The organism is Vibrio sp. 2134-1 (assembly GCF_033339495.1).
In genome coordinates, this window is the sequence record NZ_JAWOUS010000003.1 from 311,875 (window position 1) to 332,677 (window position 20,803).

Here is a 20,803-nt window from a genome sequence, read left to right on the forward strand (position 1 = left end):
GGATCTTTATACTGGGTTTTCAAATTTTTTTGTTTTTATGGAACTCGAAAGGTATGAAAAAAGTTGTATAAAAAAGTTGGTTTCTAAAAATGGTGTCCTTTACTGCCTCTAAATACGATCAGTTAGCTAAAAGCAACGGAGGCTGTAATGGCAGGCGACACTAATCAAGAAAAAGACAATGAAAAGCTTAACGATGCGGTAGAGCAAACAGAAACGAAGGATACGGGGACAAAAGAAGAAAAACAGCAGTCGACCGTCTCTTCGACTGTAGCGACTGGTGCTGAAAGTGCAGATGCTGTTGATGAAGCCAATCGTGCGATGGAAGAAAATCCTAGTGGCGCGGGTACGGAAGAAGAAGCAGTGAGCTCGGGTGGCGCAGTTCAAGAAGAGGATACTGAAAGTAGCAGCGACTCTGACGCTGCACAATCCAATGTTGTTGATAGTGTAGCTTCTAGCGGAGAATCAGGTGACGAGGCTCTGGGCAGCGGTGGTTCGGATTCTGGGGCGGGTGCCCAAGCGGTCGGTGGTGGTGATGCCTCTGGCTCTGAAGGTGGTTCGGACGCAGAAGGCAATGAAGCGCAAGGACAAGCGGTACAAACTTCATCTGCGCCAAGTGCTTCTTCAGACTCTGAAGGTTCTCAAGGTGGTGACGAGCTAGATTCAGAAACCACTGAAGAGAGCTTCGCGGTGGATGTACAAGACACCAGCGAAGAAACCACGACGCAAGTAGAAGACGATTTCGACTCCGAAACTACGAGCGAAACGTTCCAAATTAAAGTCGAAGGTGAAAATGACGCGCCAGAAGTAGGGCAAGATCTGGCATACATCATGGATGAAGATGGCACTATTACCTTCACTCAAGAACAACTTCTCGGGTACGCGAGTGATGTTGATGGCGATAATCTTGCCGCATTCAACGTGCAAGTGGGTGCTAATGCATCGGTTGTGGATAATGGTGATGGCACTTATACCGTCACACCTGATACAGATTTTAATGGTGAACTCGACTTAACGTTTGATATCAGTGATGGTCAAGAAACCATTTCTAGCTCGATTGATTTAACTGTTCGTCCAATCAATGACGCACCAGTGCCGGAAGATAAAACCTTTGAGATTGAAGAGGATGGTACGCTGATCTTCACCGATGCTGACCTGCTTGCTGGCGCAACGGATATTGAAGGCGATAACCTAACAGTTGAGGGCGTAAGCTACGACGGTGGCGACGGCATCCTGACCGACAACGGTAATGGGACTTACACTTTTGCGCCAAATGAAAACTTCAATGGCGATGTGAACTTTAGCTTTGATGTGTCCGACGGCACGGATACGGTTTCTGCCAACATTGATGTAAGCGTTACGCCAGTCGACGATGCACCAGTATCTGGCAATCTTGCATACTCGGTGGATGAAGATGGCTCGATTCGTTTGAGCCAAGAGCAGTTGTTGTCGCAAGCTTCCGATGTGGAAGGCGATGCACTGACGGCATCTAATCTTTCGGTAGATGGCAACGCGACGGTAACTCAAAATGACGATGGTAGCTTCACCATCACGCCGGACGCAGATTTTAATGGTGATATCGACATCAGCTTTGATATCTCAGATGGCACGAATACCGTTCAAGCAACCGCTGACCTAACCGTTAATCCAATCAACGATCTGCCTGTTCCTCAAGACCAACAGTTCAGCGTGGAAGAAGATGGCACGCTGATCTTTACGGACGCAGACCTGCTTACTGGCGCAACGGATATTGAAGGCGATAACCTAACAGTTGAGGGCGTAAGCTACGACGGTGGTGACGGCATCCTGACCGACAACGGTAATGGGACTTACACTTTTGCACCAAATGAAAACTTCAATGGTGACGTAAACTTCAGCTTTGATGTGTCCGACGGCACAGATACGGTTTCTGCCAACATTGATGTCAGTGTTGCACCAGTCGATGATGCGCCAGTGTCTGGCAATCTTGCTTACTCGGTGGACGAAGATGGCTCGATTCGTTTGAGCCAAGAGCAGTTGTTGTCGCAAGCTTCCGATGTGGAAGGCGATGCACTGACGGCATCTAATCTTTCGGTAGATGGCAACGCGACGGTAACTCAAAATGACGATGGTAGCTTCACCATCACGCCGGACGCAGATTTTAATGGTGATATCGACATCAGCTTTGATATCTCAGATGGCACGAATACCGTTCAAGCAACCGCTGACCTAACCGTTAATCCAATCAACGATCTGCCGGTTCCTCAAGACCAACAATTCAGTGTGGAAGAGGACGGCACACTGCAATTTACTGATGCGGATCTGCTTGCAGGTGCTACCGACATTGAAGGCAATGACCTTTCTGTAACGGGAATCAGCTATGAAGGCACCGACGGCGTTCTAACTGACAATGGCGATGGCACGTATAGCTTTGCGCCAAATGAGAACTTCAATGGCGATGTAAACTTCAGCTTCGACGTATCTGATGGCACAGATACGGTTTCAGCGAATGTAGATGTGAGTGTCACTCCGGTGAATGATCCTCCGGTGGCTGGTTCAACGTCTTACACGGTTCACGAAGACAACTCTATTACCATTTCTGACGTGCAACTGTTGGCAAATTCTTCGGATTTAGAAGGGGATGTCTCGATTGATAGCGTGAGCTACTCTGGCAGCGATGGTGTGTTGCAAATCAATGGTGACGGTACGTACACCTTCTCTCCAAATGAAAACTTTAATGGTGAAGTGACGCTTGATGTTGTCGTCGCTGATGAAGAAGGCGCAACGGATGTCACCACTGCTGGCATTACAGTACTGGAAGTGAACGATCCACCAGTCGCTGGACCAACTTCTTACACTATTGATGAAGATTCAGTTCTGACGTTTAGTGAGTCGCAAGTGCTGTTGAATGCCTCTGATGTGGAAGGTGATGTAGAGCTTGTTGGCATTAGTTACGATGGTCCGGATGGCATTTTCACCGTTAACGATGATGGCACGTGCAGCTTCGCGCCAAACGAGAACTTTAACGGACAAGTTCAACTTGATGTCACCATTCGAGATGAAGATGGAGCAGAAGTTGATACCGTCATCAATGTGAATGTATTGCCAATCAATGATGCGCCAGTATCGGGTGATTTGGCTTATAGCGTTGATGAAGACGGTGCGATTACACTCAGCCAAGAGCAGCTTCTTTCTCAAGCGTCTGATATTGAAGGCGATGACCTGACTGCTAGCGATTTGACTGTCGATGGAAACGCAACCGTTACAGCGAACGATGATGGCAGCTTCACGATTACACCAGATGCGGACTTTAATGGTGACATTGATATCCAATTCAACATTACGGACGGCACAGACACTATCCAAGCAACGGCGGATCTAACGGTTAATCCAGTTAACGATCTTCCTGTGCCTCAAGACCAGCAGTTCAGCGTTGAAGAAGACGGCACGCTGCAGTTTACCGACGCGGACCTACTTGCTGGCGCGACCGATATTGATGGTGATAACTTAACGGTTGATGGCATTAGCTACACAGGCAGCGATGGTGTGCTGACTGACCACGGTGATGGTACTTACACCTTTGCACCAAACGAAAACTTCAACGGTGATGTCAGCTTTAGCTTTGGTGTTTCTGACGGCACTGAAACCGTACCTGCCAATGTGGACGTGAGCGTCACTCCAGTGAACGATCCTCCGGTTGCGGGTTCAACGTCTTACACGGTTGATGAAGATAATGCGATTACCATTTCTGACGAGCAGCTTCTGGCTAACTCTTCGGATGTGGAAGGTGCGGTGTCTATCGATAGCGTGACTTATTCAGGCACCGATGGCGTATTCCAAGACAACGGTGACGGCACTTACACCTTCATGCCGAATGAGAACTTCAGCGGTGATATCAGCCTTGATGTGATTGTGGCGGATGAGCAAGGTGCGATTGACGAAACGACCGCAGGCATTACGGTCATTGAAGTGAATGACCCTCCAGTTGCCGGTCCAACGTCTTACACGGTTGACGAAGATTCAGTACTGACATTCAGTGAGTCACAAATTCTTGCCAACGCATCTGATATCGAGGGCGATGTAGAGCTTGTTGGCATCAGCTATGAAGGCTCGGATGGTATCTTTACCGTTAATGGCGATGGTACTTGTAGCTTTGCGCCAAACGAGAACTTCAATGGCCAAGTTCAGTTGGATGTGACCATTCAAGATGAGAATGGGGTAACCGTTGATACGCACATCAATGTCGATGTATTGCCAATCAACGATCCACCAGTATCGGGCGATTTGGCTTACACCATCAACGAAGACAGCTCAATTACGTTAAGCCAAGAGCAGTTGCTTGCCAAAGCGGGCGATATTGATAGCGAGAACCTTGAAGCCATCAATCTATCGACAGATGACAACGCGACAATTCAATACAACGATGATGGCAGCTACACCATCACTCCGGATGAAAACTACAACGGTGACCTAGATCTGACCTTCGATATCATTGATAACGATGGTGGCTCGGTACAAGTTGGTCTGGATATTACGGTTAATCCTGTGAATGACTTGCCACAAGCGCAAGATCAACAGTTCACGGTAGAAGAAGATGGCACCTTGCTGTTCACGGATGCAGACCTATTGGAAGGCGCATCGGATATTGACGGCGATGATCTGTCTATCGAAAACGTACTCTACACAGGTGCGGACGGTGTGCTTACCGATAATGGTGATGGCACTTATAGCTTCGCGCCGAATGAGAACTTCAACGGTGATGTTCAGTTCACATTCGATGTGTCTGACGGCACAGGTTCAACACCAGCATTCATTGATGTCAGCGTGACACCAGTGAACGATCCACCGGTGGCAGGTTCTACGTCTTACACGGTTCAAGAAGATGGTCAAATCACCATTAGTGACGAGCAGTTGTTAGCCAACTCTTCTGATGTGGAAGGCGACGTAGCCTTGGCGAATGTTAGCTACTCTGGTAACGACGGTAGCTTCGTGGACAATGGCGACGGCACATATACCTTTACGCCAAATGAGAACTTTGACGGTAACATTTCGCTCGACGTTACGGTCATCGACCAAGATGGTGCAACGGATACAACAACCGCAGGCATCGATGTTATCGCGGTGAACGACGCACCAGAAACGTCAGGCATTCAAGCTGAAGTGGATGAAGATAACGCCATCACCATCACGCAAGAACAATTGCTTGCGAATGCGACAGACATTGAAGGTGATGACCTTGTTGCCAGCAATCTACAAACCAATGACCCAGATGCGACGATCGTAGCCAACGACGATGGTTCTTTCACCATTACGCACACCGAAAACTTTAACGGTGAGTTGGACTTCACTTACAACATCAGCGATGGCGAAAATGATGTTTTGACCACGCTGGATCTGACCGTTAACCCTGTCAACGATGCGCCAGAAGCGGGCGACGAGATCTTTATTCAAGCGGAAGAAGACCAAACAGTGGGTGTTTCTCTGCGTGAAGAGCCTGCGTTACGTCTCGACCAAGCCCCTGAAAACGGCATCATTGAAGCAAATCTAAATGACGAATGGGTACAGCTAGAAGTCGGGCAGGAGGTTCCTGCAGACACGGAAGTGCGCTTCATTCCAAATGATGATGCATTAGCGAACGGTACGCATACGAGTCAAATTGGTACCTTTGACGACAACGCTAGCCTCGATGATTGGGGTACTGCTGTTGACCCTTACACACGTGAGTTTGTTGATGGTGATTTGAAAGTTACCGTTCAAAGTAATGATGACCCACTCGGTGCGTGGAATGGTAAAACACACATCGGTCACGGTATTGGCGATACTGACCGCCAAGGCTTGAGTGGTGATGAAAAACTGACTGTGAGCGTTGAAGGTCAAGACATCAACGAAATCAGCTTCCACCTAGATGGTCTAGGCGGCTGGTTTATGGAAGAGTCTCGCCACTTTACCGAAGTCGAAATTCGCGCATTCAACTCCGATGGTGATTTGATCGATTCGATGACTTACCACAAAGAAGATCGTGGTAGCTATGAGACGGATTACACCCTAACGGTGAACGAGCCGGTGTCTTACTTTGAGTTAGGTACGATTCAAGGTAACGGTACATACGTGGTTCAAAACATGACGGTTTCGCAAACTTGTCATGATGAAGCGGTGTTCACATCTATTGGCGTGGATGGCACGGAAATCACTGAAACGGTAGAATTGAATATCCGTGAAGGTGACAGTGAAATCGAACTGACTGCTGATCTACCAAATGTGACCATTGATACCGAAGGTTCTACGCAGTTTGCCTCTGTGGTAATCACAGAAGAGCAGCTTCTCGCACAAGCGAGTGATATCGATAGTGATGTACTTGATATTCAAAACCTAGAGCTGGTGGGGGATAACGCGGAGCACGCTACGTTAACCGACAACGGCGATGGTACATGGACAGTCACACCAGATGAGAACTTCTACGGTGAGATTGAGCTTGGCTACCAAGTTACGGATGGTGAACTCACTGACGACAACATCATCAACATCAACTTCGAAGCAGTAAACGATGCGCCAATCGTTTCTGGTCCGATTGTATTGTCGACTGATGAGGATGTGGGCATTACGTTTAGCGCGGACGACCTGCTTGCGAATGCAAGTGATGTAGAAGGCGATGCGCTGTCTATCTCTGATATCTCTTACAGTGGTGACAACGGTGAGCTTGTCGACAATGGCGACGGCACTTACACCTTTATGCCGAATGAAAACTTCAATGGTGAAGTCGACATTGACTACAAAGTCTTCGATGGCACCGATGAAGTCGATACCCATCTAGATCTGACCGTTATTCCGGTCAACGATGTGCCAGTTCCTGGTGCACCGCTGCATACTCAAATGCTAGAAAACGGCACCATCATCATCGAAGCAAAAGACCTGTTATCAGGTGCGACTGATGTGGATGGCGACATTCTGCATATCGAGAATCTGCTGCTTGTTGACCAGTCACAAGGTACGTTGACAGATAACGGCGACAACACCTTTACCTTCGAGCCAACTTCGAACTTCTACGGTGAAGTGAACTTGACCTTCGACATCAGCGATGGTCAAGCAAGTGCACCAAGCACTGCGAAGATCGATGTTGAGATCGTCAACGAAGGTCCAGAGGTCAGCGGTCCTGTTGATGCGGTCGTCGATGAAGATGGCTCAATTACCATCACTCAAGAAGACTTGTTGGCGAACGCGACGGACGTGGATGGTGACAACCTTGAAGCGGTGAACCTGTCGACCAACGATCCTAATGCAACCATCGTTGAGAACGCTGATGGTAGCTTTACGATTACACCGAGCGAAAACTTCTTTGGTGAAATCGAATTTACTTATGACGTAACTGACGCGATCGAAACCGTCGCCGCGGATCTAAACCTCACCGTTAATCCAGTGAACGACCTGCCAGATGTACCTGATTTGTCCTTCACTACAGAAGATGGCGAGGCTATCACGATTACTGAAGCAGAGCTGCTGGCTCAAGCGACGGACATCGAAGGCGATGATCTGTCTGTTGTTAACGTGACGAGTTTAAGCGACACGGTTCAAGTGACAGACAATGGCGATGGCACTTACACGTTAACGCCAGAGCAGGGCTTCTTTGGTAATGTTGACCTCACGTTTGATGTGAGCGATGGCACCGATGTGGTGGCGGCAAACATCGACTTGAAAGTTGAGTTCGTCAACGACGCACCAGAAGCAGCACCAATCGTGGCAGACGTGGACGAGGATGGCTCTATCCTCGTGACACAAGAAATGCTGCTTGAAAACGCCAGCGATCAAGATGGTGATGAACTATACGCAACGGCACTAGAAACCAATGATCCGAATGCCTCTATCGTGGACAACGGCGACGGCACCTTCACGGTGACACCGTCGGAAAACTTCAATGGTGACATTGCATTCACTTATGAAGTGAGTGACGGTGAACTAAGTGTTGCTAATGAAATGACATTGACGGTGAATCCAGTCAATGACATTCCAATTGTTGCGCCTGGCATGTACCAAATTGAAGAGGATGGCAGCATCCTGTTCACGCAAGAAGATCTGCTAAGTGGCGCGATTGATATTGATGGTGATGACCTCACCGTTACCAGCATTAACTACTCGGGTGATGAAGGTACTGTAACGGACAACGGTGACGGTACATTTAGCTTCGTACCAGAAGAGCACTTCAGTGGTGACTTGCAGTTCAGCTTTACGGTTTCTGACGGCACTGATGAAGTTGAGCAAGACATTAATGTCCTTATCGAAGCCGTGGCAGATGCGCCAGACCTAGTCATCACTGATGGCGATGGTCGAAACGTGGATGACCAAGCGATCTTGGTTGAGCCAGGCGGTATTGTTGAAGTGAACATCGCCGCAGCATTGGTTGACCAAGACTTGTCAGAAACGCTGACTGTGACCGTTGATGGCGTTCCAGAAGGTTCGGTGATCAGCTACGACAACGAAGGGGTACTTAACGATCAAGACAACGGTATCACCAGTTTTAACGATACTGAAATCACGGTTACCTTTGAAGGTGAAACCGCGGGTTACCAAAACGCAGCTGGCTATTACAAAGTTGATGAAGACGGCAATATCACGGGCGTTGAAGTGGTGTACGAAAACGCCTCTCAAGTTGGCGGAGGCGGTGACCTCATTCCGGGACAAGATCAGTTCAGCTTCCAAATCTCGGAAGGGGAAAGCTTCAACCTATTCTTGATTCCTAACGGTCATAACTTCAATGACTTTGCATCCATGCAAGATGGTCAGTATGAGTTCCGTGCGGCAGATGGCTCTACTGCGAACATGGATACGGTCGACCCACAACTCGTGTTTGTGGGTGCTGATGGTTCTGAAACCGTGATTCAAAGCCAATTTGGTGATGCAGTCTTCCATGGAGGTTCAAGCTCAGAGCTCAACCAAGATGGCATTGAACATACCCGAACTACTGTGAACGAAGACGGTGAACTGGTTTACGGCTTTGAAGATCTCTACGGTGGCGGCGATGCCGATTACACCGACTTCAACTTCACCATTGATGTAGGTGAAGTGAACAGCCAGATCTACAGCGGTGAAGTTACAGTCGGTCCAGATGGTTCTGTAACGCTTCCAACCACAGCAATTGAACAAGAGCTACAGATTCAATTGCCAGAAGACTTTAACCAACAGCTAGAAATCAATGTAACGGCAACGGCAACAGAGCTATCAAATAATGATTCTGAAACCGTTTCTCAAACCATCTATGTCAATGCAACAGGTGCCCACATTGAACATGCGCCTGAAGCATTGCCTGTTTCAGCGATGGTTGAAGAAGATGGTTCAATCCTAATTACGCAAGAAGATTTGCTTGCTAATGCGCGTGACTTGGATGGAGACCAACTGACAGCGCTGAATTTGGCAACGGATGATGAAAACATCACCATCACAGACAATGGCGACGGTACTTACACCTTAACGCCAGATGCGGACTTTAATGGTGATATCACCTTTACGTTCGATGTGTCTGACGGCGATGATGTTGTCTCTACCAACCTTGAGTTATTGGTGTCACCAGTCAATGATGCGCCAGAGCCACAAGATCAAGCGTTCACCGTTGGTGAGGATGGTGTGCTGACCTTTACTGATGCGGATCTGCTAACAGGTGCTACCGATATTGAAGGGGATGACCTATCTGTTGAGGGCGTCACTTACACAGGCGCAGATGGTGTTCTTACTGACAATGGTGATGGCACATATAGCTTCGCACCAAACGAGAACTTCAATGGCGACGTGAACTTCACTTTCGATGTTTCCGATGGTACGGATACCGTGACGGCAAATATCGATGTTACAGTTACGCCAGAGAACGATCCACCGGTTGCAGGCAGCACGGCTTACACCGTCCATGAAGACAATTCGATTACCATCAGTGATGAACAGCTATTAGCGAACTCATCGGATATTGAAGGCGATGTATTGATTGATAGCGTGAGCTACAGCGGTAACGATGGTGTGCTGGAAATCAATGGTGATGGTACTTACACCTTCTCACCAAACGAGAACTTCAGCGGCGAGGTGAGCCTAGATGTTGTCGTTGTCGATGAAGATGGTGCAACGGACTCTACCACTGCTGGCATTACTGTGATTGAGGTAAATGACCCACCAATCGCAGGTCCTACTGCATACACTATCGATGAAGACCAAGTTCTGACCTTTAGTGAGTCGCAAGTGCTACTGAATGCTTCGGATGTTGAAGGGGATGTTGAGCTAGTTGGCATCAGCTACGACGGTCCAGATGGCATCTTCTCAGTAAACGGCGATGGTACTTGTAGCTTTGCACCGAATCAAAACTTCAATGGTCAAGTGCAGTTGGATGTGACCATTCGTGATGAAGACGGCGCAGAGGTCGATACTTACATCACAGTCGATGTTTTACCAATCAATGATGCACCAATTTCGGGTAACTTGGCGTACAGCGTCGACGAAGACAACTCAATCACACTTAGCCAAGAGCAGCTACTTGCTCAAGCATCGGATGTAGAAGGTGATGCGCTGACTGCGTCTAACCTAGTGGTTGACGGTGATGCAACGGTTACGGCAAACGACGATGGTAGCTTCACTATCACGCCAGATGCGAACTTTAATGGCGACATTGATATCACGTTCGATATCAACGACGGCAGCGACACTATTGTTGCAACGGCGGACCTAACCGTTAACCCAGTTAATGATTTGCCGCAGCCTCAAGATCAAGCGTTCACCATTGGTGAAGATGGTGTGTTGACCTTCACTGATCAAGACCTGTTGGATGGTGCAACGGACATCGATGGCGATGATCTATCGGTAGAAGGTGTCACTTACACAGGCGCGGACGGTGTCCTAACTGACAATGGCGATGGTACATATAGCTTCGCACCGAATGAGAACTTCAATGGTGATGTGAACTTCACCTTCGATGTTTCCGATGGCACGGACACCGTGACTGCGAATATCGATGTGGCAGTCACACCAGAGAACGATCCACCAGTGGCAGGTAGCACATCTTACACAGTGCATGAAGACAACTCGATCACCATTAGTAACGAACAGCTGTTGGCTAACTCGTCTGATATAGAAGGCGAAGTGGCGATTGATAGCGTGAGCTACAGCGGCACAGATGGTGTGTTCCAAGACAATGGTGACGGTACGTACACCTTCTCGCCAAACGAGAACTTCAATGGCGAAGTGAGCCTAGATGTTGTCGTGGTCGATGAAGACGGTGCAACGGATTCAGCTACCGCAGGTATTACAGTACTTGAGGTGAACGATCCACCAATCGCAGGCGCGACCAGCTACTCAGTGAACGAAGACGAAGTCATCATTATTAGCTCTGAGCAGTTATTGGCGAACGCTTCTGACGTTGAAGGTGAAGTTGCGATTGATAGTGTGAGCTACAGCGGCTCCGACGGTATCTTTACCGATAACGGTGACGGTACATTCAGCTTCGCACCAAACGCCAACTTCGATGGCGATGTGAGCCTCGATGTTGTGGTTGTTGATGAAAACGGTGCAACTGCGGCAACTAACGCAAACATCGATGTATTGCCAATCAACGATGCACCAGTATCGGGCAACTTGGCTTACAGTGTCGATGAAGACAATTCAATTACACTTAGCCAAGAGCAGCTTCTTGCTCAAGCATCGGATGTAGAAGGGGACGCGCTAACCGCAACTAACCTAGTGGTTGACGGTGATGCAACGGTTACGGCAAACGATGATGGCAGCTTTACCATTACGCCTGATGCGAACTTCAATGGCGACATTGATATCACGTTCGACATCAACGACGGCAGCGACACTATTGTTGCAACGGCTGACCTGACGGTTAATCCAGTTAACGACCTACCACAGCCAGAAGATCAAGCGTTCACCATTGGTGAAGATGGCGTCTTGCTGTTCACTGATGAAGATCTGCTTGATGGCGCAACGGATATCGATGGCGATGACCTATCGGTAGAAGGTGTGAGCTACACTGGTGCAGATGGTGTCCTAACCGACAACGGTGATGGCACTTACAGCTTCGCGCCAAACGAGAACTTCAATGGCGACGTGAACTTTACCTTCGATGTTTCTGACGGCACGGATACCGTGACCGCAAATATCGACGTAAGCGTGACGCCAGAGAATGATCCACCAGTGGCAGGCAGCACGTCTTACACCGTACACGAAGACAATTCGATCACCATCAGTAACGAGCAGTTATTGGCTAACTCATCTGACGTCGAAGGCGAAGTCGCGATTGATAGTGTCAGCTACAGTGGCGCAGATGGCGTGTTCCAAGACAATGGTGACGGCACTTACACCTTCTCGCCAAACGAGAACTTCAATGGTGAAGTGAGCCTTGACGTTGTGGTTGTCGATGAAGACGGTGCGACGGATTCAACCACCGCAGGTATTACGGTACTTGAGGTGAACGATCCACCAATCGCAGGCGCGACCAGCTACTCAGTGAACGAAGATGAAGTCATCACCATTAGCTCTGAGCAGCTATTGGCGAATGCTTCTGACGTTGAAGGTGATGTCGCGATTGATAGCGTCAGCTACAGCGGCTCCGACGGTATCTTTACTGACAACGGCGACGGTACATTCAGCTTCGCACCAAACGAAAACTTCAACGGTGATGTTAGCCTAAATGTTGTCGTTGTTGATGAAGACGGTGCAACTGCGTCAACCAATGCAAGCATCGATGTATTGCCAATCAATGATGCGCCAGTATCAGGTGATTTGGCATACAGCGTGGATGAAGACGGTTCTATCACGCTAAGCCAAGAGCAGCTTCTTGCTCAAGCCGGCGACGTGGATGGCGATGACCTAACGGCATCTAACCTCACTGTTGACGGCAATGCGACCGTTGTTGCGAATAATGACGGCAGCTTCACTATCACACCGGATGCGGACTTCAATGGCGACATTGATCTGAGCTTCGACATTACGGACGGCGATGCGACCATTCAAGCCACTGCCGATCTGACTGTGAACCCAGTGAACGACCTACCAACGGTTGGTCAGCCACAGTTCGTCACGCAAGAAGACACAAGCTTCACCTTCACCGAAGAGCAACTGCTGCAAAATGCAGGTGATATCGATGGTGATAACCTAACGGTTGAAAACGTTGCTTCTGACAGCGGTACTTTGGTTGATAACGGTGACGGCACGTACACCTTCGCTCCGAATGAAAACTTCGATGGCAACGTGAACGTGACGTTTGACGTCAACGATGGCACCGCAACCGTGCCAGCAGAAGCGAACATTGATGTTCAATCTGTGGTTGATATGCCAGAGCTGTCTATTGCTTCAGACTTGGTGATTGCGTCTGATAACTTCGAGTCTGGCTCGAACGGTTGGAACGCGAACACTGAAAGCTCTCAAGGCTTCGAAACGGGCGATATGCTGGGTCGTATTGGTGGCACTGGCGGTGATGAAGCGGTCAGCAAAACCTACGAGATCCCAAGCGATGTCAATGAAGTGAATATCTCATTTAGCTTCTACGAAATCGATTCTTGGGATGGCGAGTCGTTCCAAATCTTTGTCGGCGGCGAACAACTAACCACCTTGGAAAACTCCGCGTTCCGTACTCAAGATGGTACGACAACGCTTTACGATTCTAACGGTAATGAAGTGGGTGAAGTGATCCACGGAGCCTCTCAACGTGAAGGCTTCAGTGGTTGGAATGACCAAGCACACCAAGTGAACTTAACCGTTCCGGTGGAAGACGGTCAGCTTCAGTTAGGCTTTGGTTCTACGCTAAACCAAAGTATTCCTGACGAGTCATTCGGCATCGACAACATTGAAATCACGGTAGCGGACGCGGATTACCAAATCATTGGTACCGAAGATACACCAGTGCCGCTTGATATCGATGCAGCATTGACCGATACCGATGGTTCAGAAAACCTCGCTATCTTGATTGAAGATGTGCCAGAAGGCAGCTCATTATCAGCGGGTGTTGATAATGGTGATGGTACTTGGTCACTACAACCAGGCGAGCTAGAAGGGCTAGAGTTTATTCCTTCTGCAGACTTCAATGGCGATGTGACGCTAACCGTGAATGCAACCTCTACGGATGTGGATACAGGTACAACAGCGACAGCGACGCAAGATGTGACGATTCATATCTCCCCAACCAATGATGCACCAGAAGTGACGGGTGACATCAGCGCAGTCACTGCCGAAGACAACAGCATTACGCTAACTCAAGAGCAGTTACTGGAGCACGCTGTTGATATTGATGGTGACGATCTGAGCGCAATCAACCTAAGCACCAATGATGAAAATGCGACGGTTGAAATGAACGAGGATGGCAGCTTCACCATTACTCCAAGCGAGAACTTCTACGGTGATATCGAGTTCACCTACGATGTGACTGACGGGGAAGAAGTGGTCGCGGCTGGTCTCGACTTAACAGTAACACCAGTCAATGACGCTCCAGAGCCACAAGATCAAGCGTTCACCGTGGGTGAGGACGGTCTTCTTACCTTTACCGATGCTGACTTGTTAACAGGCGCGACAGATGTAGAAGGTGACGACCTAACAGTTGAAGGCGTGACTTACACAGGTGCAGACGGTGTCCTAACCGATAATGGTGATGGCACTTACAGCTTCGCACCGAACGAGAACTTCAATGGCGACGTGAACTTTACGTTCGATGTGTCAGACGGTACGGATACGACCTCTGCCAACATTGATGTGAGTGTGACGCCAGAGAACGATCCACCGGTGGCGGGCAGCACGTCCTACACAGTGCATGAAGACAACTCGATCACCATTAGTGACGAGCAACTATTGGCTAATTCGTCTGATATCGAGGGTGATGTTGCGATCAGCAGCGTGAGCTACAGCGGTAACGACGGTGTGCTAGAAATTAATGGCGATGGTACTTACACCTTCTCACCAAACGAAAACTTTACAGGCGATGTTAGCTTAGATGTTGTCGTGGTTGACGAGGACGGCGCGGTTGATACAACAACAGCGGGTATTACCGTTCTTGAGGTGAACGATCCACCAATCGCAGGCACAACCAGTTACACCATTGATGAAGATGAAGTCATCACCATCAGTGCAGAACAGTTGTTGGCAAACTCTTCCGATATTGAAGGTGAGGTAGCACTAGATAGCGTGAGCTACAGTGGCAGCGAAGGTATCTTTACCGACAATGGTGATGGTACGTTCAGCTTTGCACCAAACCAACACTTCAATGGTGAAGTGAACCTTGATGTTGTAGTCGTGGACGAAGATGGTGCGACCGCTTCGACGACGGCAAACATTGATGTTCTGCCAATCAATGATGCTCCGGTATCGGGTGACTTGGCTTACGGTGTCGACGAAGACAACTCAATCACGCTAAGCCAAGAACAATTGTTGGCACAAGCAACGGATGTAGAAGGTGATGCACTAACTGCTTCTAACCTAGTGGTTGACGGTGATGCGACGGTTACGGCTAATGACGATGGTAGCTTTACCATTACGCCTGACGCGAACTTCAATGGCGACATTGATATCACGTTCGATATCAACGATGGCACCGATACTATCGTTGCAACGGCTGACCTAACGGTTAACCCAGTTAATGACTTACCGCAGCCTGAGGATCAAGCGTTCACCATTGGTGAAGATGGCGTCTTGACCTTCACTGATCAAGACCTACTTGATGGCGCAACGGATATCGATGGCGATGACCTATCGGTTGAAGGTGTCACTTACACTGGTGCGGACGGTGTCCTAACCGATAACGGTGACGGTACCTACAGCTTTGCTCCAAACGAGAACTTCAATGGTGATGTGAACTTTACATTCGATGTTTCTGATGGCATGGACACCGTGACCGCGAATATCGATGTGAGTGTTACGCCAGAGAACGATCCACCGGTTGCAGGCAGCACGTCTTACACGGTGCATGAAGACAACTCAATCACCATCAGTGACGAGCAACTACTGGCTAATTCGTCTGATATCGAGGGTGATGTTGCGATCAGCAGCGTGAGCTACAGCGGTAACGATGGTGTGCTAGAAATTAATGGCGATGGTACTTACACCTTCTCACCAAACGAAAACTTTACAGGCGATGTTAGCCTAGATGTTGTCGTGGTTGACGAGGACGGCGCGGTTGATACAACAACAGCGGGAATTACCGTTCTTGAAGTGAACGACCCACCAATCGCAGGCACAACCAGTTACACCATTGATGAAGATGAAGTTATCACCATCAGTGCAGAACAGTTGTTGGCAAACTCTTCCGATATTGAAGGTGAGGTAGCACTAGATAGCGTAAGCTACAGTGGCAGCGAAGGTATCTTTACCGACAATGGTGATGGTACGTTCAGCTTTGCACCAAATCAAAACTTCAATGGTGAAGTGAATCTTGATGTTGTAGTCGTGGACGAAGATGGTGCGACCGCTTCGACGACGGCAAACATTGATGTTCTGCCAATCAATGATGCTCCAGTATCGGGTGGCTTGGCTTACAGCGTCGATGAAGACAACTCAATCACGCTAAGCCAAGAACAATTGTTGGTACAAGCAACGGATGTAGAAGGTGATGCACTAACTGCATCTAACCTAGTGGTTGACGGTGATGCGACGGTTACGGCTAATGACGATGGCAGCTTTACCATTACGCCTGACGCGAACTTCAATGGCGACATTGATATCACGTTCGATATCAACGATGGCACCGATACTATCGTTGCAACGGCTGACCTAACGGTTAACCCAGTTAATGACTTGCCGCAGCCTGAGGATCAAGCGTTCACCATTGGTGAAGATGGCGTGTTGACCTTTACTGATCAAGACCTGTTGGATGGTGCAACCGATATCGATGGCGATGACCTATCGGTAGAAGGTGTCACATACACTGGCGCGGACGGTGTCCTAACTGACAATGGCGATGGCACATACAGCTTCGCACCGAACGAAAACTTCAATGGCGACGTAAACTTTACCTTCGATGTTTCCGATGGCACGGACACCGTGACCGCGAATATCGATGTGAGTGTGACGCCAGAGAACGATCCACCCGTGGCAGGTAGCACGTCTTACACCGTACACGAAGACAACTCGATCACAATCAGCGATGAGCAATTACTAGCGAATTCGTCAGATATTGAAGGCGATGTTTCGGTTGATAGTGTGAGCTACAGTGGCGCAGATGGCGTGTTCCAAGACAATGGTGACGGTACGTACACCTTCTCGCCAAACGAGAACTTCAATGGTGAAGTCAGCCTAGATGTTGTCGTAGTCGATGAAGACGGGGCGACGGATTCAACTACCGCTGGCATTACTGTTCTTGAGGTGAACGACCCACCAATCGCAGGCGCGACTAGCTACTCCGTTAACGAAGACGAAGTCATTATCTTCACGGAAGAGCAACTGCTAGCGCAATCAAGTGACGTGGAAGGCGACGTGAGCCTAGAAAGCGTCTCTTACAGTGGTAGCGACGGCATTCTAACGGCGAATGACGATGGCACTTACAGCTTCGCGCCAAATGAAAACTTCAACGGTGGCGTAAGCCTAGACGTAGTAGTCGCTGATGAAGACGGTGCAACTGCGACAACCAACGCGAACATTGATGTATTGCCAGTCAACGATGCTCCGGTATCTGGCGACTTGGCTTACAGCGTCGATGAAGACGGTTCAATCACATTGAGTCAAGAGCAGTTACTGGCTCAAGCGGGTGACGTAGACAGCGATAATCTAGAAGCAGTGAACTTAACCGCGGTTGCCAATGCAACCGTTGTTGAGAACCAAGATGGTAGCTTTACGATTACGCCTGATGCGAACTTCAATGGCGATATCGACCTAAGCTTCGACTTGATTGATAACGATGGTGCGAGCGTGGAAGTGGGCGTCGACCTAACGGTGAACCCAATTAACGATGCGCCGCAATCAACGCCAGTGAATATTGCTGGCACCGAAGATACCACCATTCTAATCACGCAGGACATGTTGCTTGCTAACGCAACAGACATCGACAACACCTACGACGAACTGTCTGCTGTCGACCTAGTGATTGATGAGCAATACGGTGACTTGCTAGACAACGGTGATGGCACTTGGTCATTCACTCCGGCTGAGAACTTCAATGGTGATGTGCCAATGTCGTTCGGTGTCAGCGATGGTGATTTAGTGACGCCAGTTGAAGGCAATCTAAACATCGAAGCGGTTAATGATGCACCAGAAGCACCAACCATCCAGATGCAGGGCGAAGAAGATGTGGTCATGGTGATTGACCCAGCTTACATCGCTGATCAAGTTACGGATCTTGATGGTGACGAAATCAGCGTAGAAAGCATCACGGTTCGTGCTCCTGCAAATGCGACATTAACCCAGCAACCAGATGGTATGTACCACTTGGTGACCACTCAAGACTTCAATGGTTTGGTGGAACTGGGCTATACCGCGACGGATGGTGAAGAAGTGGTTGAAGGCTCGTTGAATGTGGATGTTATTCCAGTCAACGATGCTCCATTCAATGTGGGTAATGCCTTTATGGCAACCGACGAGGATGGCGCATTCACCTTCGACGCTGGCGACCTGATGAACTTGTTCGGCGATATCGACACTGAAAACCTAGTCGTATCACGCATTATCACCGCAGAAGGTGAAGATGGTGGTGAGGTAACAGACAACGGTGACGGTACTTGGACATTCACACCGACTGGCGATTTTGCAGGGGTTTCTGACTTGCAAGTTGTGGTCAGTGACGGTGAGTTTGAGACGGTACTTGATGTACCAGTGTTTGTTCGCCCTGTTGCGGATGGCGCAGTCATCACAACCGACCATGATGGTCCGTTAGTCTTCGGTGAGGACGAAACGGGTCACCTAGGCTTGAATGTCGGTCTAATCGACGATTCAGAAACGTTAAGTAACCTAGTGATGACTGGTTTCCCTGTTGGCTTCGAAGTTACGGATGGTGTGAACACCATTACCATTACGGAACCGGGTCAATACATCGATTTGAACGAGTGGGATATTTCAGACCTGCAAATGACGCCTCCGGCTGACTTTAATGGCGAGTTCTTCGTAACCGTGACCGCAACAACGGTGGATTACGGTGACGAGCCAGAAGAGTTCGAAGATGGCATCGATTCAGGTGACTTCGAAACCCTAGCGGGTGAGCCAGTTATCCTAACCGCTGATGACCTAATCGGATTGGCAGAAAACGTAGACGCTGACGCGGGTGATGAAGTGAAATTCGTTCACCTAGCTGATCGCAGCCAAGGTGAGATTGTCGATAACGGTGATGGCACATGGACATTCAATCCAGCACCGGGCTTTACTGGTGAAGCGGATATCGCTTATGTGATTGATAAAGACGGTGTGCTTCATGATGAGCAAACAGGCGTGGTCGTGAAAGAAGACGCACCACAAGAGAATGCTTCTCCAGAAATCGACAGCATTTCTACCACAGAAATGGCAGCGGATGGCACCTTGTCGTTCACCAATGACGACATGCTATCGACATTGAGCGATGCAGAAGGCGACAGCTTGAGCATTGAATCAGTGAGCCTAATGGAAGGTCAAGGTGTGATAGAGACCGATAACCAAGGTAACTACCAATTCACACCAGCAGAAGGCTACACCGGAGATGTTCAAGTTGGCTTCATTGCAACTGACGGTGAAAACCGCATTGAGAGCTTCTTTAATGTCGACATCCAAGGTGAAGGTGAAACCACAACCAGCGAAGGCTACGCACTGGCTGATGATGGTTCACTAACCCTAACGGAAGCGCAGTTGATTGATGAGCTTGGCATTAGCCCTTCAGCAGAAGTGTTGGATGTCGCCGATGCAAACGATGCAGGTTTCTTCGCGAAATCAGGTGATGAAGAGTGGACATACTGGCCGAACGATGACTTCGATGGCAATTTAGCTATGGATGTTCAGGTCAACGATAACGGTGAAGTATCGACTCAGAATCTGAGCATCCAAGTTGCGGACGATTCAGCGCAAAGTGACGAGCCACAAATCCAAACTGCTCAAGCATCATCAGAGCAGCAAGTTGGCGAAGCGCAACAGCCTGAAGAGCAAGCAGCAAACGGTGCAGACAGTGAAGAGGAGAGCGCAGCTGATGTGACTGCAGCGCCAGGCGATACCATTTCTATCTCGGTTCCAGATGAGGTCAGTGGTAACGAATCGGTGGATTATGCAGAAATGTCCGGTCTACCTGATGGTGCATCAGTAAGCAACGCACTGGATAATGGCGATGGCAGCTTCACATTAAGTGGCAACCTGAACCAACCAGTATCGGTTGACCTACCAGAAGGTTACGAAGGTACGAGCGAAATCCAATTCCAAGGTTACGACGAATTGGGCAGCGCGGTAGAAGGTGCGAGTGGCACAGTTGAAGTTGAAGTCGATGATCAATACACCATGCAAGGTTCTGCGCAAGATCAGCAACCAGACATGGCGGGTATGGAATCTGGCGGCAGCGACTGGACAAGTGCGGGAGGTCAAGATCAAGGTGTTGACTTCACGGATGACTCTGGCAGCTTCGACTCGGATACTCAAACGGGTACTGACCAAGGCAACGATTTCGATCAAAGCTCAATGTAACCAGTCCTAGACGAGGGCAGTGTCATTGCTGCCCGAACCAAAGCCATGCAGAGCCTACTTTGCATGGCTTTTTTGTTGGTCTTCTTTCTATGAGCTCTAGAAAAAAACTTGGAAATTGAAAAAAGTATTCTTAGCTAGTTTATACCCAAGTAACCTCGAGATGTTAGGTTCAGCGAGAATGGCTTGGTTTGTAGACGCGGCGGCGATTTAAAGGTCTAGTGGGTCTAAATCAAGAATCGACAACAAAGTATACAAA

General features: G+C 48.9%; 1 protein-coding gene. It reads left to right on the forward strand.

The genetic code is table 11. The annotated features are described in order from the left end of the window. The first annotated feature begins 147 nt into the window (after window positions 1-147). On the forward strand, window positions 148-20,547 hold the full coding sequence (locus R7R78_RS06100) for a tandem-95 repeat protein (RefSeq protein WP_225473276.1): 20,400 nt from the start codon (window positions 148-150) through the stop codon (window positions 20,545-20,547). Window positions 20,548-20,803: the final 256 nt, after the last annotated feature.